We start from the raw sequence: 22,126 nt of genomic DNA on the forward strand, positions 1-22,126 counted from the left end.
GCAATGAACCAGCCGATGGATGCGCAGCTGAAGGCGGTCGCAGAGCGCCTGGGCGCGCTGCCCGAGGACAAGCAGATCCTCTTCCTGCGACAGCTGCGCGACAAGGGCGTGAGCCTGTCGCGCCTGCCGATCCTGCGCGAGGGGCGCGAGCGCGCGCCGCTCTCGGCGGCCCAGGCGCGGCTGTGGTTCCTCTGGCAGATGGAGCCGCACAGCGCCGCCTACAACATCCCCGCCGCCGTGCGCCTGCGCGGCGCGCTGGACGAGGGTGCGCTGGCGCGGGCCTTCGCCGCGCTGATCGCGCGCCATGAAAGCCTGCGCACGGTGTTCCGCAGCGCAGATGGCCGGCACGATGATCCGCCGCAAGGCGAGGTGATGCAGTGCATCCTGCCGCCGGGGCCGGCGTATCTGGAGACGACGGATTTTTCGGGCGAAACCGAGGCGCGGCAATGGCTCAATGACTGCGCCCAGCGCCCCTTCGACCTCGCCGACGGCCCGCTGCTGCGCCTGCACCTGGCGCGTCTGCCGGGCGAGGCGCTGCTGCTGGTGAACCTGCACCACATCATTGCCGACGGCTGGTCCATCGGCGTGCTGATCGATGAGTTCGCGGCGTTGTACAGCGCGGACGTCCAAGGCGCACCCGCCGATCTGGAACCCCTGCCGGTCCAGTACAGCGACATCGCCCGCTGGCAGCGCCTGTGGCTGGCCGCGGGCGAGGGCGAGCGGCAGCTGGCCTACTGGAAGGACCAGCTGGGCGATGAATCGCTACTGCTGACCCTGCCGGGCGACCGGCCGCGGCCGCTGGTGCAAAGCTATCGCGGCGCGACGCTGGACTTCGAGCTGCCGCGCGCCCTCGGCGATTCCCTGCGCGAGCTGGCGCGGGGGAAGGGCGCCACGCTGTTCATGTTGATCCTCGCGGCCTACCAGCTGCTGCTGTCGCGCTACAGCGGCCAGCGCGAGCTGCGCGTCGGCGTGCCCATCGCCGGCCGGGGCCGCCCCGAGAGCGAGCGGCTGATCGGCTTCTTCGTCAACACCCAGGTGCTGTCGGCGCGCATCGATGGCGACGAATCCTTCAACGCCTTCCTCGCCCGCACCCGCGACGCGGTGCTCGGCGCCCAGGCCAACCCGGACCTGCCGTTCGAGCAACTGGTGGATGCGCTGCAACCCGAGCGCAGCCTGAGCTACAACCCGCTGTTCCAGGTGGCCTGCAACCACCAGCCGAGCCGCCGCGACGCCCTGCGCGAACTGCCCGGCGGCCTGCGGCTGGAGAGCCTGGAGCTGGACGGCGGCATCGCCAAGTTCGACCTGACCCTGAACACCGAGGAAAGTCGCGACGGCCAGGTGCGCGGACAGTTCATGTACGCCACCGACCAGTTCGACGCGGCGACTATCGCGCGCCTCGGCGAGCACTTCCTCAACCTGCTGCACGGCATCGTGGGCGACCCGCAATGCCCGGTGGCGCGACTGCCGCTGCTGGGCGGCGGCGAGCGCGAGCAGCTGCTCCACGGCTGGAACGCCACCGCGCTGGACTACCCGCGCGACGCCTGCCTGCACCAGCTGATCGAGCAGCAGGTGCAGCGCTCGCCGGATGGCGTGGCGCTCACCGACGGGCAGCGCAGCCTCCGCTACGCCGAGCTGAACCGCCACGCCAACCGCCTCGCGCACTGGCTGCGCGAACAGGGCGTCGGCCCGGACAGCCGCGTCGGCGTCGCCCTGGAACGCTCGGTGGAGCTGCCGGTGGCGCTGCTGGCGGTGCTCAAGGCCGGCGGCGCCTACGTGCCGCTGGACCCGGAGTTCCCCGCCGAACGCCTGGCGCACATGCTCGAAGACGGCGGCGTGCGCCTGCTGCTGACCCAGCAGCACCTGCTCGGCGAGCTGCCGCAGACCGGCGCCCACGCCTTCTGCCTGGACCGAGACTGGGCGCTGCTGGAGGGCTACGCCGACAGCGACCTGCCGAACCTCGCGCGGCCCGACGACCTCGCCTACGTCATCTACACCTCCGGCTCCACCGGCAAGCCCAAGGGCGTCGCGGTGCGCCATGGCGGCGTGGTCAACTTCATGCTCAGCATGGCCCGCGAACCCGGCCTCGATGCGCAGGACCGCGTGCTCGCGCTGACTTCGCTGTCCTTCGACATCTCCGCGCTGGAGCTGTACCTGCCGCTGCTGGTCGGCGGCCGCGTGGTGCTGGTGGACCGCGACGTCGCCCGCGACCCGTCGCGCCTGCTCGGCGTGGCGCTGGAGCAGGGCGTGACGGTGATCCAGGCGACCCCCAGCACCTGGACGCTGCTCAGCGGCCACGAGGACTTCCCGCGTCTGCGCGGCTGCCGTTTCTTCTGCGGCGGCGAGGCGCTGTCCGCCGAGCTGGCGGACAAGCTCACCGCGCAGACCGAAGCCTTGTGGAACCTCTACGGCCCAACCGAAACCACCATCTGGTCGGCGGCCTGGAAGATCGACAAGGGCGCCCGCGCGCTGCTCGGCCAGCCCATCGGCAACACCCGGCTGTACATCCTCGATGGCGAGCTGCAACCCGCGCCGATTGGCGGGGCAGGCGAGCTGTACATCGCCGGCGACAGCTTGGCCCGCGGCTACCATGGACGCCCGGCGCTGACCGCGGAGCGCTTCGTCGCCGATCCCTACGCTAGGGAAAACGGCGCGCGCATGTACCGCACCGGCGACCTTGCCCGTTGGCGCGCCGACGGCGTACTGGAGTACCTCGGCCGTATCGATCACCAGGTGAAGATCCGCGGCTTCCGCATCGAGCTGGGCGAGATCGAATCGTGCCTGCTGGGCCAGCCCGGTGTGCGCGAGGCGGTGGTGATCGCCCGCGACGCGGGCCAGGTGAAGCAACTGGTGGGCTACGTGACCGGCCCGATCGAGAGCGACCTGCGTGCCGCCTTGCTGGAAGCATTGCCGGACTACATGGTCCCCGCGCAGATCGTCCCGCTCGAGCGCATGCCGCTGACCCCCAACGGCAAGCTCGACCGCAAGGCGCTGCCGGAGCCGGACTTCAGCCTGCTGCAGAAAACCTACCGCGCGCCGCAAAGCCCGCGCGAACAGACCCTGGCGGGCATCTGGTGCGCCGCACTGGGCCTTGAGCGGGTGGGCCTGGACGACAACTTCTTCGAGCTGGGCGGCGACTCCATCGTCTCCATCCAGGTGGTCAGCCGCGCCCGTGCCGCCGGCCTGCACCTTCGCCCGAAGGACCTGTTCCAGCACCAGACGCTGCAGGCGCTGGCCCGCGTTGCCGGTGATTTCGTCGCGGCCGATGCGCCGGTTGCCGCTGCCGCCATCGAGGTGCCCGACGCCGCGCAAGTGGCTGCGCTCGGACTGGAGCCAGAGCAGATCGAGGACCTCTATCCGCTGTCGCCCATGCAGCAGGGCATGCTGTTCCATGGCGTGGATGGCAGCGAGGGCGGCGTCTACGTCAACCAGCTGCGCGTGGAGGTGCAGGACCTGGACGTGGAGCGCTTCCGCGCCGCCTGGCAGGCCGCGCTGGATGCCCACGATAACCTGCGCGCCAGTGTGCATTGGGAGGGGCTGGACCAGCCGGTGCAGGCGGTGCACAGGCACGTCGAGCTGCCGCTGGAGGTGCTCGACTGGCGTGGCCGCGAGGACATGGACGCAGCGCTGGACGAGCTCGCCGCCGCCGAGCGCAGCCGCGGCTTCGACCTGGCGCGGCCACCGCTGCTGCGCCTGGTGTTGGTGCGCAGCGGCGAGGCCAGCCATCAACTGGTCTATACCCATCACCACCTTCTCTTGGACGGCTGGAGCAACGCCCAGCTGTTCGCCGAAGCCCTGCGCCGCTACAACGGCGAGACCATCGCCGAGCAGGGCCGCTACCGCGACTACATCCACTGGTTGCAGGCCCAGGATGCGCAACAGGTCCAGGACTTCTGGAGCGCGCGCCTGCACGGTTTCGCCCAGCCCACCGTGCTCGCCGACAGCCTGGCGCGCCCGGCGGACGGCAGCGGCCACGGCCTGGAATACAGCCGCTACGACGCGGCGGCCACCGAGCGCTTCAAGGCCTTTGCCCGCAGCCAGCGGGTGACGCTCAACACCCTGGTGCAGGCGGCGTGGATTCTCCTGCTGCAGCGCTACACCGGCCAGCAGCGCGTGGCCTTCGGCGCCACCGTGGCCGGGCGGCCCGCGCAACTGCATGGCGCCGACAGCCTGCTGGGCCTGTTCATCAACACGCTGCCCATCGTCCAGGCGCCGGCCGAGCACGCCGACCTCGGCGACTGGCTGCGCGAGCTGCAGGCCTACAACCTGGAAGTGCGCGAGTTCGAGCACACGCCGCTGTACGACATCCAGCGCTGGGCCGGCCAGTCCGGGCAGGCGCTGTTCGACAGCATCATCGTGTTCGAGAACTACCCGGTGGACGAGGTACTGCGCAGCGCCCGGGGGCTGCGCTTCGGCGAGCTGAAGTCGAAGGACGAGACGAGCATCCCCATGGACCTGGCCGTGCGCGTCGGCGAGCGCCTGGAGATCGAGTACCAGTACCTGCGCGCGCACTTCAGCGCCGACGCCGTGGCGCGCCTGCGCGGCAACCTGGAACAGGTGCTGGACAGCCTGCTGCACGGCGCCGGCAAGCGCATTGGCCAGCTGCAATGTCTGTCCGCCCGCGACCGCGAGGCCCTGGCGGCCTGCCGTGGGCCGCACCAGCTGCTGCCGACGCCCGAGCCGGTGCACCTGGCCATCGCCCGCCAGGCTGCCCAGCGCGGCACGGCCGTGGCCCTGATCTGCGGCGACGAGCAGCTCGACTACGCCACGCTGGAGCGCGACTCCAACCGCCTGGCCCATCGCCTGATGGCCCTCGGTGTCGGCCCGGAAGTCCGCGTGGGCGTGGCGCTGCCGCGCGGCGTGCGCCTTCCACTGGCGCTGCTGGCGGTGCTCAAGGCCGGCGCCGCCTACGTGCCGCTGGACGCCGAGTACCCGCGCGAGCGCCTGGAATTCCAGATGGCCGACGCCGGCATCGCGCTGCTGATCACCGACAGCCGCCTGCGCGCGCGCCTGCCGCTGCCGGCGGGCGTGACCTGCCTGGAGCTGGATGGCCTTGACCTCACCGGCGAAGACTGCGACCTGCCGGTGGTCGCGCTGGAGCCGGAAAACCTCGCGTACCTGATCTACACCTCCGGCTCCACCGGCAAGCCCAAGGGCGTGGCGGTCAACCATGGCCCGCTGGCGATGCATTGCGCTGCCATCGGCGAGTTGTACCGGATGGACGCGGCGACCCGCGAGCTGCACTTCATGTCCTTCGCCTTCGACGGCGCCCACGAGCGCTGGCTGACGACGCTGGTGCACGGCGGCAGCCTGGTGCTGCGCGGCGACGAGCTGTGGACCCCGGAACAGACCTACCGCGTGCTGCACGAGCAACAGGTGAGCGTGGCGGCGTTCCCGCCGGTGTACCTGCAACAACTGGCCGAGCACGCCCTGCGCGACGGCAACCCGCCGCCGGTGCGCATCTACTGCTTCGGCGGCGACGCGGTGCCCAACGCCAGCTTCGAACTGGCCAAGCGCGCGCTGCGGGCCGAGCACCTGATCAACGGCTACGGCCCCACGGAAACCGTGGTCACGCCGCTGCTGTGGAAGGCCGACCGCGATACCGCCTGCGAGGCCGCCTACGCGCCCATCGGCAAGGGCGTCGGTGCGCGCACGCTGTACATCCTCGACGAGCAACTGCGCCAGGTGCCGCTGGGCGTGGCCGGCGAGCTGTACATCGGCGGCGAGGGGCTGGCGCGCGGCTACCATGCGCGCGCCGGGCTGACGGCGGAGCGCTTCGTCGCCGACCCGTTCAGTGCCGGCGGCGGGCGGCTCTACCGGTCCGGCGACCTGGTGCGCGGCCGCGCCGATGGCGTGATCGACTATGTCGGGCGCATCGACCACCAGGTGAAGATCCGTGGCTTCCGCATCGAACTGGGCGAGATCGAAGCGCGCCTGCAGGACCACCCGCAGGTCAGCGAGGCGCTGGTGGTGGCCCGCGACGGCGTCAGCGGCAAGCAACTGGTCGGCTACGTGGTGGGCGAGGCGGACGGCGATGCGCTGCGCAGCTTCCTGCGCGCGCAGGTGCCCGACTACATGGTGCCGGCACAGATCCTGCGGCTGGAGCGCTTCCCGCTGTCGCCCAACGGCAAGATCGACCGCAAGGCCCTGCCCGAACCGACCTGGCAGGGCGAGGCCTACGAGGCCCCACGCAACGAGCGCGAACGCGCCCTGGCGGTCATCTGGCAGGACGTGCTGCAGGTCGAGCGCGTGGGCATTCGCGACAACTTCTTCGACCTGGGCGGCGACTCCATCCTCAGCCTGCAGATCGTCTCCCGCGCCCGCCAGGCGCTGGGCGAAGGCGTGGAGATCCGCCTGCGCGACCTGCTGCAGTACCAGACCATCGCCGGCCTGCTGGAGCGCGCCGGGAGCGTGGCCGAGGCAGCGTCCACAGCGACCGTGGCAGCGGCTGACGATGGAGAGTCCTTCGGCCTGGTGCCGATCCAGCAGTGGATGTTCGAGCAGCAGCTGGAGGAACCGGATCACTTCAACCAGGCGGTGCTGCTGGAGTGCCGCCAGCACCTCGTCGCCGAGGCGCTGGAAGCGGCGCTGCAAGGCCTGTTGGCCGAGCACGGCAGCCTGCGCCTGTCATTCGCCCGCGGGGCTGACGGCCTGTGGCGCCAGCGCACGCGTGAGGCCAGCGAGATCACCGGCGCACTGCTCTGGCATCGGCAGGCGGCGAACGCCGGGGAGGCGCTGCTGATCGCCAACCAGGCGCAGCGCAGCCTGGACCTGGCTGAAGGCCGCCTGCTGCGCGGCGTGCTGACCGACATGGCCGATGGCACCCAGCGGCTGTTGCTGGTGATCCACCACCTGGGCGTGGACGGCGTGTCCTGGCGCATCCTGCTGGAGGAGCTGCAGCAGCGTTACACGGCGCAGCTCGCCGGCGTGCCGGCGCCCCGTTTCGCGCGCACCAGTCCGTACCGCGCCTGGGCCGAAGGCCTGCGCGAGTACGCCGACAGCCAACTGGCCCAGGCCGACCTGGCGTACTGGCTGGAGCAGACCGACGCCGCCGGCCTGGGCGAGCCGCAGCGCGACAACCCGCGCGGCGCCGCGCGCATGGCGTACCTGGAGCAGGTGTTCCTGCGCCTGGATCGCCAGCAGACCCAGCGTTTGTTGAAGGTGGCGCCGGAGGCCTATCGCACACAGATCAACGACCTGCTGCTGACTGCCCTCGGCCGCACCCTGTGCCAATGGTGCGACAGCGAGTCGGTGCTGATCGCGCTGGAGGGCCACGGCCGCGAGGACATCCTCGAGGGCGTCGACCACAGCCGCACCCTGGGCTGGTTCACCAGCCTGTTCCCGCTGCGCCTGACACCGGGGCAGGGCGGCTACGCCCAGGCCATCCCGGCGATCCGCCAGCAACTGCGCGCGGTGCCGGACAAGGGCATCGGCTACGGCGCCCTGCGCTACCTGGGCGACAGCGCGCTGCGCCGCCAGCTCGCCGCCCGCGCCGAGCCGCGCGTCACCTTCAACTACCTCGGCCAGTTCGACCAGAGCTTCGATGACCAGGCGCTGTTCGTGCCGCTGCAGGAGAAGCCTGGCGACACCTACGCCGCCAGCACGCCGATGAACAACTGGCTGGAAATCGTCGGCCAGGTCTACGACGGCGAGCTGACCCTGCGCTGCCTGTTCAGCCGGCGGGTATTCCGCCCGTCGCGCATCGAGGCATTCATGGCGCAGTTGCGCACGGAACTGGAAGGGCTGATCGACCATTGTTGCGCCCAGGTGGAAACCACCGCGCGCCAGGAGCGAGCCACGGTATGAACGCATTGATGAATGAGGTGGGCATGCTGCACCCGGAGATTTCCGCCTTCCTGGACATGGTCGACGACGGCCGCCGCAATGGTCGCCCGGCGCTGCACGAGCTGCCGCTGGAGCAGGCGCGGCAGGACTTCGAGGCATCCTCGGAATCGCTCAAGGCCGGCGCGCCGTCGATGCCGGTGGAGAACCTGCTGATCCCGGCGCGAGAGGGCCGGCAGTTGCCGGTGCGCCTGTATCGGCCGGTGGGCTCCAGCGACGCGGCGATCCTGTATTTCCACGGCGGTGGCTACACCGTGGGCAGCCTGGATTCCCATGACGGCCTGTGCCGGTGGCTGGCCAGGCACTGCGATTGCGCGGTGATCTCGGTGGGGTATCGCCTGGCGCCGGAAGCGCCGTTCCCCGCGGCCGTGCACGATGCGCGCGATGCCTGGAACTGGCTGCTGGGCTCGGCCGCCAGCCTCGGCCTGGACCTGCAGCGCCTCGCCGTGGGCGGCGACAGCGCGGGCGCTACGCTGGCCACCGTGCTCTGCGCCGAGCTGGCGGGCGAAGGCGCCACGCAACCGTGCGCACAGCTGCTGTTCTACCCGGCCACCGATGCCAGCGCGCGCAGTGAGTCCCAGGAGCTGTTCGCCGAGGGCTATCTGCTGGAAACCGCCAGCCTGGACTGGTTCTACCAGCAGTACGTGCCTGACGTTGCGCAGCGCCGGGATTGGCGTTGTTCGCCGGTGCATGCCGGGGCGGTCCTGCAGGGCTGCGCGCCGGCGTTGCTGTTCGCGGCGCAGTTCGACCCATTGCTGGACGAAGGCCTGGCCTACGCCCAGGCGCTGGTGGCGCAGGGCGTGGAGGTGGAGGCGCAGCGCTGTTGCGGCATGACCCATGACTTCCTGCGCATGGGCAACCTGGTGCCGGAGGTGGAGGGCTATTACCGGCGCGTGGCGGAGTTCCTGGCGGCTCGCTGGTAAGCCAGCGCTACACCGACTGTAGGAGCGGACTCCGTCCGCGATCGCGTGCATGGCACGCTCCTACAGGTTGGCTGCGGTTCGTGTAGGAGCGGGCCATTCCCGCGATCGGTCATCCGCTCCGAGCCACGGCAGTACCGGTCGGGACGAGGGCACGAGGTGGTTCGCGAGCAAGCTCGCTCCTACAGCCCTGCCTTGGCGTAGGAGCGGACTCCGTCCGCGATTGGGTGCGTGGCACGCTCCTACAGGTTGGCTGCGGTTCGTGTAGGAGCGGGCCATGCCCGCGATCCGCCGGCAGGGCCGGCGGTGGCTGTCGCGGCGATCTTCAGGGCTGCTGCGTCGGCTAAGGTGTTTATGCGCCGCTTCGATGTGCGCGGGGACTTCCTGTTTCGCCCCCTCGGGCGACCTTCTTTGGCAAACGCCCCAAAGAAGGCAAAGGTCTTGCCCCGGACATCCGGTTTTTCGCTCAGGCGAAAAATGCCCTCGCTCCATCGCAGTTCCAGGGGCACGCCGCGGTGGGCCATCCCTGGCCCATCGCGGCTCTCGCGGCATCCATGCCGCTCAACCCCTGGAACTCCGATTCCACTCGGCCTCCTGAACGGGGCGTCCGGCGCGTGCGGGTATTTCTCTGGAAACCTTCAAGAGGTAGAGCGGTACTGATCCTGTAGGTCCTGTAGGAGCGAGCTTGCTCGCGAACCGCCCAACACGGAACAGCGGACTTCGTCCGCGATCGCGTGCGTGGCACGCTCCTACAGGTGGGACGCGGTTCGTGTAGGAGCGGGCCATGCCCGCGATCCGTCGGCAGGGCCGGCGGTGGCTGTCGCGGCGATCTTCAGGGCTGCTGCGTCGGCTAAGGGGTTTATGCGCCGCTTCGACGTGCGCGGGGACTTCCTGTTTCGCCTCCTCGGGCGACCTTCTTTGGCAAACGCCCCAAAGAAGGCAAAGGTCTTGCCCCGGACATCCGGTTTTTCGCTTAGGCGAAAAATGCCCTCGCTCCATCGTAGTTCCAGGGGCACGCCGCGACGGGCCATCCCTGGCCCATCGCGGCTCTCGCGGCATCCATGCCGCTCAACCCCTGGAACTCCGATTCCACTCGGCCTCCTGAACGGGGCGTCCGGCGCGTGCGGATATTCCTCTGGAAACCTTCAAGAGACAGAGCGGTGCTGATCCTGTAGGAGCTGTAGGAGCGAGCTTGCTCGCGAACCGCCCAACACTGACCCCCCCTGTACCAGCGGACTTTGTCCGCCATCGCGTGCATGGCACGCTCCTACAGGTGGGGCGCGGTAGCGGGCCATGCACGCGATTGCGCGCGTAGCGCGCTTCTGTCAGGCATGGTCATCGCGCGCACCGGCGGGAGGCCGGTGCGCGCGTCTGTCACTGAATCGCCGCCACCGGCTGTGCCGCCAGTTGCCGGCTTGCGGCGTCCTGCAGGGCGGGGGCTGCCCAGTCGGCGGACTTGAAGTCGCGGCGGATCAGGCCGAAGGACTTGGCCGCGGCAATCGATGCGTCCAGACGGCCGAGGAAGTCGGCGTCCAGCTTCGGCGAGAGCACGCCCGCCAGCGGGCGGCCCTGGTATTCACTCTTGAAGATCACCGCCGGGTAACTGGCCTGCTGGGACACCAGGTCGATGTAGGCGTCGCGGTTGGCTTCGGTGCTGGCCCATTGCACCGCTTGCAGCTGCACCTTGAGCAGGCGCTCGACGATGTCCGGGTGGGCGTCGACGAATTCGCCGTTGCCCACCAGCAGGGCCTGCAGGGTGCCGGCGCCGCCGAGGTCCTGGGTGCTCAGCGGGATCTCCGCCAGGCCCTTGTCGCGCAGGGCGAACAGGCCGGCCAGGCCCCAGGTGGCGTCGATCTGCTTGGCGGCAAGGGCGGCGAGGGCGGCGCTGAAGTCGAGGTTGATGACCTTCAGGTCCTTCTCGCTCAGGCCGGCGCTGGCCAGGGCGTTGTCGAACGACAGCTGGCTGGCGGTGCCGCGGAAGATGCCGACGCGCTTGCCCTTGAGGTCGGCCAGGGTCTTGATGCCCGAGCCGGGCTGCACGCCCAGGTAATGGTTCACCCCGCGCGCGGTGGCGGCCAGCAGGCGGCTGTCGAGGCCACTGGATTTGCCGATGATCGCGGCCAGGTCGCCCAGGTAGGCGAAGTCCACCTGGCCGTTGGCGAAGGCTTCGTTGACCACCGGGCCGGCACCCTTGAAGAAGCTCCATTTGACCTGGATGCCGTCGGCGGCGAATTCCTTCTCCAGCAGTTGGCGGGTGTAGAGGACATCCACCACCCCGCCGCCGGAGTGATTCTGCCCGGCGCTGACGTCGGGCACGGCGATGCGGATTTCCTTCACCGGCTCGGCGGCCTGGGTAATCAGCGGATAGGCGCCGAGCAGCCCGGCCAGCACCGGCGCGGCGAAGAGGGACAGCAATTGGTTGGTGAGGGCCTTCATGGCGCCTGCCTCCTGCAGTGGGGGGAGCGCATGTGGCTCCGGCGCCCGCACTAAAGGCATGTCTGCGTCCATCAACAAAATAATAAAAATTCATTTTTTAGTAATTATTCGAGCTAAGCGAGGCGTCATCGGCGTTCGCGGGCAGATGCCCGTAGGGCATAAAAAATATTCGGCGAATGCATTGGATGCAGGCGGGGGCCTTCCCTTAAATGGCCTGTGTTAGTTCGTAAATGCATTGATGCGATTATTTATATTCCAATGAAGAATATCACCAAGCTCTATCGCCTTGCTCTTCCCGCGCCACGCCTGAGCCCTCCCACGCTGGGCTGGCGGGGCGTGGAGACCCTCCTGCCGTGGCTGGTGCCGCTGGCCATTGGCGTGCTCTGGTGGACGGCCAGTCATCGCCACTGGATGTCCGCGCAGATCCTGCCCACACCCGAACTGGTGTGGCAGGCCGGGCGCGAACTGCTGGCGGGCGAGCTGTGGCAGCAGTTGGGCGTCAGCTTGAAACGTCTGCTCTGGGGCCTGCTGGCCGGCATCCTCAGCGGGCTGGCACTGGGCGCCTGGCTCGGCTTCAGCCGCCGCGCCGAGCGTCTGGTGCTGCCCACCTTCAGTGCCCTGGCGCAGGTCCCGACCCTGGCCTGGATTCCGCTGTTCATGCTGTTCTTCGGCATCGGCGAACTGCTCAAGCTGGTGGTGCTGATCAAGGCCATCATCGTGCCGGTGACGCTGCACACCCTGGTCGGCGTGCGCGACGCCCAGCCGCGCCTGCGCGAGGCCGCCGCCGTGCTGCGCCTGTCGCGTCGGCTGCTGCTGTGGCGGCTGATCCTGCCGGCGGCGCTGCCGGCGTTCCTCACCGGCGTGCGGCTGGCGCTGGCGCAGGGCTGGACGTCGCTCCTGGCCGTGGAACTGCTGGCCTCCAGCGAGGGCATCGGCTACCTGATGGTGCAGGCGCGGCAACTCTTCATGCTCGATATCGTGTTCGTCTGCATCCTGGTCATCGGCCTGGTGGGTGCAGCCATGGACCGTGGCATCCAGGCGCTGGACCGGCGCCTGGTGCACTGGCCACAGCAGGCCGCCGGCGAGCTGCGCCGTAGCCAGCTGGGGCGCAGCGGCGCGGGGCAAGGCTGGGAGCGCCTGCAGCCCTGGCTGTTGCCGCTGGGCCTGCTGGCGATCTGGCAGGCGGCGAGCGCGCTGGAGTGGGTCGATCCGTCGATTCTCGCCAGCCCCGCGTCGGTCGCGGTGGCACTGTGGGAGGGGCTGCTGGACAACAGCCTGACCGTCGCGCTGCTGGCCAGTCTGCAACGCACGCTCGCCGGCTTGCTGCTGGGCGGCGCGCTGGGCTTCGTGCTCGGCCTGGGGCTGGGGTTGTGGCGTCCGGCGGAGCGGCTGTTCGGCCCGTCCTTCGCGGCGTTGCGGCAAGTGGCGATCTTCGCCTGGGTGCCGCTGCTGACCGCCTGGTTCGGCCTGGGTGAACTCGCAAAGGTCGTGTTCGTCGCCCTCGCCGCGTTCTTCCCGCTGCTGCTGGCGACCCAGCGCGGCATCGCCAGCCTGCCGGCGCAACTGACCGAGGCGGCCATCGCCCTGCGCCTGTCGCCCTGGCAACGCCTGCGCCGGCTGGTGCTGCCGGGCGCCGCGCCCTCGGTGTTCGCCGGGGTACGCCTGGCGCTGATCTATGCCTGGCTCGGCACCATCGGCGCCGAGTACTTCATGCCCTCGGATGGCGGCATTGGCAGCCTGATGATCGGCGCGCAACAACTCTTCCGCATGGACCTGGTCGGCGCCGGCATGTTGCTGGTCGGCCTTACCGGAGCCCTGCTGGCCGCCCTCGGCCAGCGCATCGAAGCGCGGGTGACGCGCTGGAGACACGCATGAACGCATTCGCATCCCAGGCCCTGGTGAGCTTTCGCCAGGTGGCCAAGAGCTTCCCCGTGGACGGCCGCGAGCTGCAGGCCATCGAACGCTTCGACCTGGAAATCGCCGACGGCGAGTTCATCGCCATCGTCGGCGCCAGCGGCTGCGGCAAGTCCACGCTGCTGCGCCTGCTGGTGGGGCTGGACCGCGAGTTCCAGGGCGAGATCCGCATCGATGGCGCGCTCATCGATGGCATCGGCGGCGAGCGCGGCATCGTGTTCCAGGAGCACCGCCTGTTCCCCTGGCTGAGCGTGGAGCAGAACGTCGCCCTCGGCCTGGTCAACGAACCGCTGAGCGACACCGGCAAGGCCGCCAAGGTGGCCGACTACCTGCAACTGGTGGGCCTGACGGCGTTCGCCCGCGCCTACCCGCACCAGCTTTCCGGTGGCATGGCGCAGCGCGTGGCGATTGCCCGCGGCCTGGTGGCCAGCCCGCGCATCCTGCTGCTGGACGAACCCTTCGGCGCGCTGGATGCGCTGACCCGCCAGCAATTGCAGGAAGAACTGCTGCGCATCCGCCAGCGCGAGCGCATCACCACCGTGCTGGTGACCCATGACGTGGAGGAGGCGCTGTTCCTCGCCGACCGCGTGGTGGTGATGGCGCCGCGGCCGGGGCGTATCAAGCGCATCGTCGAGGTGCCGCTGGCACACCCGCGCGAGCGCGGCGGCTACGACTTCCTGCGCCAGCGCGAGGCGCTGCTGCACGAGCTGACGGGCGAGGGCGACTACGTCGCGCCGCAGCCCAGGCGGGTGGAAGACCTGCCGTTCGAGTTCATTGCCTGCTGACCTGAAGAACCCTCACCCCAGCCCTCTCCCAGAGGGAGAGGGAGCCGTCCTCTGCCAACCGGGACGCACGGAGTTGATCCTCGTGCCGATCAGTCCCCTCTCCCTCTGGGAGAGGGTTAGGGTGAGGGCGCTCTGGAAACACTGACCATCAGAACGAGAGCCCCCATGAGCAAACGCCCCAACTTCCTCGTTATCGTCGCCGACGACCTCGGCTTCTCCGACCTCGGCGCCTTCGGTGGCGAGATCGCCACGCCGCACCTGGACGCCCTGGCTCTGGATGGCCTGCGCCTGACCGACTTCCACACCGCGCCGACCTGCTCGCCGACGCGTTCGATGCTGCTGACCGGCACCGACCACCACATCGCCGGCATCGGCACCATGGCCGAGGCGCTGACCCCGGAGCTGGAGGGCAAGCCGGGCTACGAGGGCTACCTCAACGACCGCGTGGTGGCGCTGCCGGAACTGCTGCGCGAGGCGGGCTACCAGACGCTGATGTCGGGCAAGTGGCACCTCGGCCTGAAGCTGGAGCAGGCGCCCCACGCGCGCGGCTTCGAGCGCTCCTTCTCGCTGCTGCCGGGCGCGGCCAACCACTACGGTTTCGAGCCGCCCTACGACGACAGCACGCCGCGCATCCTCAAGAGCACGCCGGCGCTGTACGTCGAGGATGACCGTTTCATCGAGGAGCTGCCGGCGGACTTCTATTCCTCCGACGCCTTCGGCGACCGCCTGATCGATTACCTCAAGGAGCGCGACCAGAGCCGGCCGTTCTTCGCCTACCTGCCGTTCTCCGCGCCGCACTGGCCGTTGCAGGCACCCAAGGAGGTGGTGGACAAGTACAAGGGGCGCTACGACGCCGGCCCCGAGGCCCTGCGCCTGGAACGCCTGGAGCGGCTCAAGCAGCTGGGCCTGATCGATGCCGACGTGAAGGCGCACCCGGTGCTGGCCATCAGCAAGGAATGGGCGCAGCTGAGCGACGAGGAGAAGGCGAAATCGGCGCGGGCCATGGAGGTCTACGCGGCGATGGTCGAGCGCCTGGACTGGAACGTCGGCCGCGTGGTCGAGTACCTGCGCCAGCAGGGCGAGCTGGACAATACCTTCGTCCTGTTCATGTCCGACAACGGCGCCGAGGGCGCGCTGCTGGAAGCCTTCCCGCGCTTCGGCCCGGACCTCCTGAGCTTTCTCGACCAGCACTACGACAACAGCCTGGAGAACATCGGCCGGGCCAACTCCTACATCTGGTACGGCCCGCGCTGGGCCCAGGCGGCTACCGCGCCGTCGCGCCTGTACAAGGCCTTCACCACCGAAGGCGGCATCCGCGTGCCGGCGCTGGTGCGCTACCCCGCGCTGCAACGCCAGGGCGAGATCAGCCATGCGTTCTCCACGGTGATGGACATCACCCCGACCATCCTCGACCTGGCCGGCGTGCGCCACCCTGGCAAGCAATGGCGCGGCCGCGAGGTCGCCGAGGTGCGCGGCAAGTCCTGGCTGGGCTGGCTCTCCGGCGAGACCGAGCAGGCCCACGACGAGAAGACCGTCACCGGCTGGGAGCTGTTCGGCATGCGCGCCATCCGTCAGGGTGACTGGAAGGCGGTGTACCTGCCCGCGCCGGTCGGCCCGGCTACCTGGCAGCTCTATGACCTGGGCCGCGACCCCGGCGAAACCCAGGACCTGGCCAAGAGCGAGCCGGCAAGGCTGCAGGCGCTGATCGAGCACTACACGCAGTACGTCAACGAGACCGGCGTGATCGACGCGCCGCCGCCGTTCCTCGCGCGCTGACCGCCCGCATCCACCACAAGGCCCCTGAGCGACCCTCCGGGGCTTTGTCATTGCGCACCGCTGGTAAAAAAGCCTGAACTCCTCCGGCTTCGTTTCACCCAAGGGATAGGTACAAGACCGAGGCCGCCCCCATGGCGGCCGTTCACCTGGGATGAGGAGCGACGTTTCATGGCCAAGCAACCTGGCAACGAAGCCGGCAAACAGAGCGAACTGGCAGGCACCGGCACCGCCGATCGCGGCAACACCAACGAGAAGCTCGAGCAGCTGGAGCGCTACCGCGAGGACGCCACCGGCGAGGCGCTGACCACCAACACCAACGTGCGCATCGCCGACAACCAGAACAGCCTGCGCGCGGGTGATCGCGGGCCGTCGCTGCTGGAAGATTTCATCCTGCGGGAGAAGATCACCCACTTCGACCACGAGCGGATTCCCGAGCGCATCGTGCATGCCCGTGGCGCCGCGGCCCACGGCTACTTCGAGTCCTACGACGACTGGAGCGCGCTGACCAAGGCCTCCTTCCTCGGCAAGGCCGGCAAGCAGACGCCGGTGTTCGTGCGCTTCTCCACCGTGCAGGGCCCGCGCGGCTCGGCCGATACCGTGCGCGACGTGCGCGGCTTCGCGGTGAAGTTCTACACCGACGAGGGCAACTACGACCTGGTGGGCAACAACATGCCGGTGTTCTTCATCCAGGACGCCATCAAGTTCCCCGACTTCGTCCACGCGGTGAAGCCCGAGCCGCACAACGAGATCCCCACCGGGGCCTCGGCCCACGACACCTTCTGGGACTTCGTCTCGCTCACGCCGGAGTCCGCGCACATGGTCACCTGGGCCATGTCCGACCGCGCCATTCCCATCTCCCTGCGGCACATGCAGGGCTTTGGCGTGCACACCTTCCGGCTGATCAACGCGGCGGGGGAAAGCTCGCTGGTGAAGTTCCACTGGAAGCCCAAGTCCGGCGTCTGCTCGCTGGTCTGGGACGAGGCGCAGAAGCTCGCCGGCAAGGACCCGGACATCCACCGCCGCAAACTCTGGGAGGACATCGAGAGCGGCGACTATCCCGAGTGGGAACTGGGTGTGCAGGTGATCCCCGAGGCGGACGCCGACCAGTTCGACTTCGACCTGCTCGACCCGACCAAGCTGGTGCCCGAGGAGCTGGTGCCGGTGAAACTGCTCGGCCGCATGGTGCTCAACCGCAACCCGGACAACTTCTTCGCCGAGACCGAGCAGGCCGCGTTCCACCCCGGCCACATCGTGCCGGGCATCGACTTCACCAACGACCCGCTGCTGCAGGGCCGGCTGTTCTCCTACACCGACACCCAGCTGCTGCGCCTGGGCGGGCCGAACTTCAACCAGATCCCGATCAACCAGCCGCTGTGCCCGTTCCACAACAACCAGCGCGACGGCTTGCACCAGCACATGGTGCACAAGGGCCGAGCCTCGTATGAGCCGAACTCCATCGATGGCGGCTGGCCCAAGGAGACCCCGCCGGCGGCGCGCCAGGGCGGCTTCAGCAGCTACCACGAACCGGTGAACGGGACCAAGGTGCGGGTGCGCGCCGACTCTTTCGCCGACCACTTCAGCCAGGCGGCGCTGTTCTATCACAGCCTCAGCGAGGTGGAGCAGGGCCACGTGGCCTCGGCTTACGCGTTCGAGCTGTCGAAGGTGGAACGGATGTCGATCCGCGAGCGCGAGGTGAACGAGATCCTCGTCAACATCTGCCCGAAACTGGCGGAGAAGGTGGCCAGCCAGATCGGCGTCACGGTGACCGCCAAGCCGGCCTCGGTGCCGCAACCCACGCTGTCGCCGGCGCTGAGCCAGGTCAACCTGCTCTCTGGCGATATCCGCTCGCGCAAGGTGGCGATCCTGATTGCCGACGGGGTGAGCGAGAGCGACGTCAGCGACCTGATCGATGCCCTGGAGAAGGGCGGCGCCTCGGCCAAGCTGATCGCGCCCAGTGCCGCGCCAGTCAAGGCCGCCAGCGGCGCGGAGCTGATTCCCCACGCCAGCTGGGACGGGCTGCCGTCGGTGGTCTTCGACGCGGTGTTCGTGCCCGGCGGTGCGCCGGTGACGCAGCAGATCAGTGGCGATGGCCGCGCGCTGCATTACCTGCTGGAAGCCTACAAGCACCTGAAGCCGCTGGCGTTTGCCGGCGATGCGCAGGCGCTGCCGGGGCAGCTCGGATTGGCGGCGGATGAAGGCGTGATCCAGGGCGGTTCGGCGACCGATGTGTTCGCCCCGTTGGAGGCGGCGCTCAAGCAGCACCGCGTCTGGGCGCGGGAGCCGCAGGTGGCGAAGATTCCGGCGTAAGCCGGGCTCGCTCGAGGGGGGCTTTTGGCAGCACACTGGCAGCGAAGAGCCCCTCTCCCTAACCCTCTCCCTGAAGGGAGAGGGGACTGTTCGGTGTGCGCCGAAGGAGCTGCGCTCGCCGGTTGACGCTTCCTCGCGCGAGACTTCCCGAAACTGTAGGAGCGGGCCATGCCCGCGATTGCCCGAGTGCAAGCCGGTGGTGCCGGCAGGCGCGGAGGCTCCGGTCGCGGGCGTGGCCCGCTCCTACCGGGGCGCGGTCTTGGGTTTGACGTAGCAGAACGTAAGGCGATTGCCCGGGTGTGAGCCGGTGGTTCCGGCAGACGCGGAAGCTCCGGTCGCGGGCGTGGCCCGCTCCTACAGGGGGCAGACGTAGGGCGAATAACGCCGTCAGCGTTATCCGCCGCTCCTACGCGATCACGCCAGGCGCTTCACCGTCAGGGTCACCGCTGCGATGCGTTCCGCGTCGCGGTACGCCGCGCTGTCCAGTTCCTCGCCGAAGACGTCCGGGTCCATTTCCTCGTAGCGCCAGCTCACCGGCCGGTCGGCCAGCAGCGCGTCGACCTGGCGCCGCAGCGGCGCGTCGCCGTTGACCACCGCGGCGCCGGTGTAGAGCAGCAGGGTGCCGCCCACCGTGAGGCGCTCCAGCGCGGTCTCGACGATGCGCAGCGACAGGCCGCCACCGTAGTCGCCGCCGCCATGGCGGTAGGTGCGTTCGTCCGGGTCGAGCAGATAGGGCGGGTTGGCGACGATCAGGTCGAACTGCCCGTCAACGCCGTCCAGCAGGTTGCTTTGGCGGATCTGCAGGTCATCGATGCCGGCGAGGTAGGCATTGGCGCGGGTGAAGTCCAGGGCGCGCGGGTTGATGTCCACGGCGCTGACTTCCGCCTGCGGGCAGGCCTGGGCGATGAGGATGGCGCCGGGGCCGGCGCCGCAGCCGATGTCCACTGCGCGGCGCACGGCCCCGGCTTCGGCCTGTTGGAAGAACTGCTGCAGCGCGCGGGCGAAGCGGTAGGTGTCCGGGCCGAAGAACACCGCGTCGTGTTCGACGGTCGGGTAGGCCGAGTGGGCGAACAACTGGTCGTCCAGGCTCGACCAGCGCACCGCGCTGCGCCATTGGCTGTCCTGGCGTTGCAACAGGCCGCCGGTTTCCAGCAGCGCCAGCAGGCGCTCGCTCACCACAGTGTCGGGGAACAGCCGGCTCCAGCCGAACACGCCGTGCAGATCCCCGGCGACCTGGTTCTGCGGGCGCGCGTTGACCCGCGCGTGGGTCGCGGGGGTGACGGTGGTGAAGCGGTAATCCTGTGCCTGCAACTCCTGGCCGAGGGTGATCAGCACCTCCAGCCGCGAGTCGAAGAATGAAGTCATGGTTCGATCCCCAGTTTATCGGTGTAGATGCGCGTGGCCAGCAGCCCGGCTGGCGTCCAGTGGCGATGCGGTGCCATCAGGGCGACCAGCCGCTGCATGCGGCTACGCGGCGAAAGGGTGGACAGCTCGCTCAGCAGCGCGCGTTCCTCGGCGGCGAATTCCGAGCGGACCGGCGCGGGCTCGGCACTGGCCTTCTCGCTGCCGCTCCAGGGGTTGCGCGGCGGCGGTTCGCTCCAGTCGCCGGCGATCCAGTCGTGCAGCAACTGCCGCTCGTAGGGCGTGAACACGCCGAACATGACGGCGCTGTCGCCGCTGATGAGGTTCCACAGGCGGCTGTGGGCCGGGTCCTGGTGGCGCTTGATCCAGCCCTGGCGTTCCAGCGCCGCGAGGAACTCGCCCATCCGCCCGGGGCCCGCCATCCACTGGTTGACGGTGCGCCCGCCGATGCGCGCGCGGTCGTCGTGCATCTGCTTGGCGAAGGGCCGCTTGCGTTCGAGCATGGCGATCACTTCGGCGTCGAGGTCGAAGCCATCGAGAAGCTGCCGGTTCGACAGGCCGGCATCGTTGAGCCGGTAGCCGGCGTGCACGCGGCGCAGGAAGGCGTCGCGGTCGGCCAGGTGCGGCAGGTTCGCCTGCAGCGCCTGGAGGGCCTTGCGGCCGTGGCCGCTGGCGGCGTTGTCGATGGTCACGTGGAGGCGGAAGTACTCCGGGTCGATGCCCAGCTCCCGCAGCTCGTAACTGGTGATCATCAGGTGCAGCGGCGGCAGTTCGTAGCCCAGGTTGTAGCCCAGCACCTCGGGCAGGTAGGCGTCGCTCAGGTAGCCCAGCGCAAGCTGCACGACGCCCTGCACGTAGTGCGCATCGCTCAGCTCGAGCGGTGTGTCGCAGCCCAGGGTGTCGAGCAGGCGCTGGTAGATCAGCACATGGTTGCGCGCGGGGATGCCGTGGCCGAGCTCTTCCAGGCAGATGTGCACCAGGGGCAGCAGCCGCGGCTCGCTCCAGTGTGCCAGCACGCCGTAGAGCCAGGCGCCGTCCACGTGCTTGGTGGGGGCGACCGCCTGGAGAAAGTGCAAGGCGTGGGCGCGGTTGCGGAAGTGCCGGCGCGGCGCGCCGTCGCGGCGTTCGCCGAGGTAGGCGGCATAGGCTTGCGCGCTGCGTTCGGCGCGGTTGGTCAGCCAGTCGTCCCAGCGCTCGGGATCGCTGGGCAGTTCATCGTCGTCGGCGGCGCGCTGCAGGTCCAGCTGCGTATCGAGGAAGGCGGCAGCGCTGTCCAAGTGGTCTTCCGGGTGGCGCAGCAGGGCGTGGTACAGGTCGCCAATGGAGCGATGCTCGCGGTGGGAGGCGACGGCATTCGGGGCGGCAGGTGGCGTCATGCAGGGCTCCTCGAGCGAGAAAGTGGTGGTCCTTCCTTTGCGAGTGGATGGGCGGGGAAAGGTTTCAACTAAACGCCGAGCTGCGCGGGCCAGCGGGCTCGCTCCCACGAGGAGCAGCACTGCAGCCCCTTGTAGGAGCGAGCTTGCTCGCGAACCGCACGGCAGCGGCTTTCCAACGGGCGACGAAGCCCGTGGCACAAAGACTGAACGCCACCGCGCCGTCTCGCGTCCCAGACATAACCGTCACCTCCGAGGTCCGCCATGCCCGCACGCGCCGCGCTGCCCCGATTCGGCATCGAGGAAGAGTTCTTCCTGCTCGATCCCGCCAGCCTCGATCTGGCGCGGGAGGTGCCGCTGGGGTTTACCCACGCCTGCCGTGGCGTGCTGGGCGATGAGGTGGCCGAGGAAATGTTCCTCTGCCAGTACGAGCTGGTCAGCCCTGTGCTGCGCCACCTCGACGAGGCCGCTGTCTTCCTCCACGACCGCCGCCGGCGCCTGCGCGAGATCGCCGCGTCCCACGGGCTGCAAACCCTCTGCGTCGCGGCTCATCCGTTCACCCGGCTGCATCGCCAGGCGCCGGCGTTCCACCCGCGCTACCGGCATTTGTTCGACGAGCAGGGTGTGGTGGCACGGCAGAGCCTGCTCAGTGGCCTGCACGTGCACGCGGAGGTGCAGGGCATCGATCGTGTGGGGGTGATGAACCGCGTGCTGCCGTGGATGCCGCTGCTCCTCGCCCTGAGTGCGTCGTCGCCATTCTGGGGGGAGTGCGATACCGGGCTGGACAGCTATCGCCAGTCGTTGTGTGGCGAGTGGCCGCGCATGGGGCCGCCGCCACGCTTCGCCGATGAAGCGGCCTGGCGGCGCTACGTCGCCGTGCTGCTGCAGAACGGCCTGATGGACGAGCCCGGCCATACCTGGTGGTATGTGCGGCCCTCGGCGCGCTACCCGACCCTGGAGCTGCGCATCACCGATGCCTGCCCGCGCCTCGACGAGGCGCTGTGCATCGCCGGGTTGTTTCGCTTGCTGGTGGCCCAGGCGCGGGAGCCGTTGGAGAGCGAGGACCCGCACTGGCAGCAGGCACGGCAGGCGGAGAACTTCTGGCAGGCGCGGCGGCATGGCTGCGCCGGGCGCTTCCTGGTCCGGGACGACAGGCTGGTCGACGCGCACGAGTGGCTGGAGCAGGCGCAGGCAGCAGTCGAACCCTGGCTGGACGAGGAGGGCGAGCGGCTGTTCGACCGCGCGCGGCGCATCATCCAGGCGGGCAACAGCGCCCAGCGGCAGCGTGCGGCGTACGCGGCCGCGCTGGCCAAGGGGCGGTCGGAAAAGGCGGCGTGGCGCGCGGTGGTGCGGCATCTGCTGGAAGAAAACCGACGGCCGCCCGACTACTGGGACTGACGGCGGCCGCCGGAAA

At 69.4% G+C, this 22,126-nt stretch carries 10 protein-coding genes; 7 read left to right on the plus strand and 3 right to left on the minus strand.

The features are described 5' to 3' along the window. Nucleotides 1-3 precede the first annotated feature (3 nt). Together ACNFIA_RS10025 and ACNFIA_RS10030 are read left to right on the plus strand one after the other, a co-directional pair. On the plus strand, nucleotides 4-7,803 hold the full coding sequence (locus ACNFIA_RS10025) for an amino acid adenylation domain-containing protein (protein ID WP_416784508.1): 7,800 nt from the start codon (nucleotides 4-6) through the stop codon (nucleotides 7,801-7,803). Further along, nucleotides 7,800-8,762 carry an alpha/beta hydrolase gene (locus tag ACNFIA_RS10030; protein WP_416784510.1) on the plus strand — a complete coding sequence of 321 codons (963 nt, stop codon included), beginning with the start codon at nucleotides 7,800-7,802 and terminating at the stop codon, nucleotides 8,760-8,762. Before ACNFIA_RS10025 ends, ACNFIA_RS10030 begins: the two co-directional genes overlap by 4 nt. A 1,371-nt stretch (nucleotides 8,763-10,133) precedes the next feature. On the opposite strand, the gene ACNFIA_RS10035 is transcribed toward ACNFIA_RS10030, so the two are convergent. Further along, nucleotides 10,134-11,195, minus strand: a complete 1,062-nt coding sequence (locus ACNFIA_RS10035; protein WP_416784512.1) for an ABC transporter substrate-binding protein — start codon at nucleotides 11,193-11,195, stop codon at nucleotides 10,134-10,136. Nucleotides 11,196-11,453: 258 nt separating this feature from the next. Here ACNFIA_RS10035 and ACNFIA_RS10040 point away from each other — a divergent pair, with 258 nt between their 5' ends. The 4 genes from ACNFIA_RS10040 to katE all read left to right on the plus strand — a co-directional run bounded on the left by ACNFIA_RS10040 (nucleotide 11,454) and on the right by katE (nucleotide 17,977). Then, nucleotides 11,454-13,070 carry an ABC transporter permease gene (locus ACNFIA_RS10040; RefSeq protein ID WP_416784514.1) on the plus strand — a complete coding sequence of 539 codons (1,617 nt, stop codon included), beginning with the start codon at nucleotides 11,454-11,456 and terminating at the stop codon, nucleotides 13,068-13,070. Then, on the plus strand, nucleotides 13,067-13,894 hold the full coding sequence (locus ACNFIA_RS10045; protein WP_416784516.1) for an ABC transporter ATP-binding protein: 828 nt from the start codon (nucleotides 13,067-13,069) through the stop codon (nucleotides 13,892-13,894). The genes ACNFIA_RS10040 and ACNFIA_RS10045 overlap by 4 nt, the downstream gene beginning before the upstream one ends. 165 nt (nucleotides 13,895-14,059) lie before the next feature. Continuing rightward, the gene (locus ACNFIA_RS10050; RefSeq protein WP_416784518.1) at nucleotides 14,060-15,670 is read left to right on the plus strand and encodes an arylsulfatase; all 1,611 of its coding nucleotides are present in this window, start codon (nucleotides 14,060-14,062) and stop codon (nucleotides 15,668-15,670) included. 168 nt (nucleotides 15,671-15,838) lie between these two features. Continuing rightward, on the plus strand, nucleotides 15,839-17,977 hold the full coding sequence (katE, locus tag ACNFIA_RS10055) for a catalase HPII (protein ID WP_416784520.1): 2,139 nt from the start codon (nucleotides 15,839-15,841) through the stop codon (nucleotides 17,975-17,977). 414 nt (nucleotides 17,978-18,391) lie between these two features. Here the strand turns inward: katE and ACNFIA_RS10060 are convergent, their stop codons facing one another. Further along, nucleotides 18,392-19,342, minus strand: a complete 951-nt coding sequence (locus tag ACNFIA_RS10060) for a methyltransferase (RefSeq protein WP_416784522.1) — start codon at nucleotides 19,340-19,342, stop codon at nucleotides 18,392-18,394. Beyond that, nucleotides 19,339-20,715 (minus strand): iron-containing redox enzyme family protein, encoded by a 1,377-nt coding sequence (locus ACNFIA_RS10065; RefSeq protein WP_416784524.1) that lies wholly within the window; start codon nucleotides 20,713-20,715, stop codon nucleotides 19,339-19,341. The genes ACNFIA_RS10060 and ACNFIA_RS10065 overlap by 4 nt, the downstream gene beginning before the upstream one ends. A gap of 261 nt (nucleotides 20,716-20,976) precedes the next feature. Between ACNFIA_RS10065 and ACNFIA_RS10070 the strand changes: the two genes are divergently transcribed. Then, nucleotides 20,977-22,110 carry a carboxylate-amine ligase gene (locus ACNFIA_RS10070; RefSeq protein ID WP_416784527.1) on the plus strand — a complete coding sequence of 378 codons (1,134 nt, stop codon included), beginning with the start codon at nucleotides 20,977-20,979 and terminating at the stop codon, nucleotides 22,108-22,110. Nucleotides 22,111-22,126: the final 16 nt, after the last annotated feature.

The sequence above is a fragment of the Pseudomonas sp. NY15437 genome, assembly GCF_048068435.1.
Taxonomy (GTDB): domain Bacteria; phylum Pseudomonadota; class Gammaproteobacteria; order Pseudomonadales; family Pseudomonadaceae; genus Pseudomonas; species Pseudomonas nitroreducens_B.

Excerpts from the sequence above, each read along its gene's own strand:
- ACNFIA_RS10025 (WP_416784508.1), top strand. The coding sequence starts at position 4 with ATGAACCAGCCGATGGATGCGCAGCTGAAGGCGGTCGCAGAGCGCCTG.
- ACNFIA_RS10030 (WP_416784510.1), top strand. The coding sequence starts at position 7,800 with ATGAACGCATTGATGAATGAGGTGGGCATGCTGCACCCGGAGATTTCC.
- ACNFIA_RS10035 (WP_416784512.1), bottom strand. The coding sequence starts at position 11,195 with ATGAAGGCCCTCACCAACCAATTGCTGTCCCTCTTCGCCGCGCCGGTG.
- ACNFIA_RS10040 (WP_416784514.1), top strand. The coding sequence starts at position 11,454 with ATGAAGAATATCACCAAGCTCTATCGCCTTGCTCTTCCCGCGCCACGC.
- ACNFIA_RS10045 (WP_416784516.1), top strand. The coding sequence starts at position 13,067 with ATGAACGCATTCGCATCCCAGGCCCTGGTGAGCTTTCGCCAGGTGGCC.
- ACNFIA_RS10050 (WP_416784518.1), top strand. The coding sequence starts at position 14,060 with ATGAGCAAACGCCCCAACTTCCTCGTTATCGTCGCCGACGACCTCGGC.
- katE (WP_416784520.1), top strand. The coding sequence starts at position 15,839 with ATGGCCAAGCAACCTGGCAACGAAGCCGGCAAACAGAGCGAACTGGCA.
- ACNFIA_RS10060 (WP_416784522.1), bottom strand. The coding sequence starts at position 19,342 with ATGACTTCATTCTTCGACTCGCGGCTGGAGGTGCTGATCACCCTCGGC.
- ACNFIA_RS10065 (WP_416784524.1), bottom strand. The coding sequence starts at position 20,715 with ATGACGCCACCTGCCGCCCCGAATGCCGTCGCCTCCCACCGCGAGCAT.
- ACNFIA_RS10070 (WP_416784527.1), top strand. The coding sequence starts at position 20,977 with ATGCCCGCACGCGCCGCGCTGCCCCGATTCGGCATCGAGGAAGAGTTC.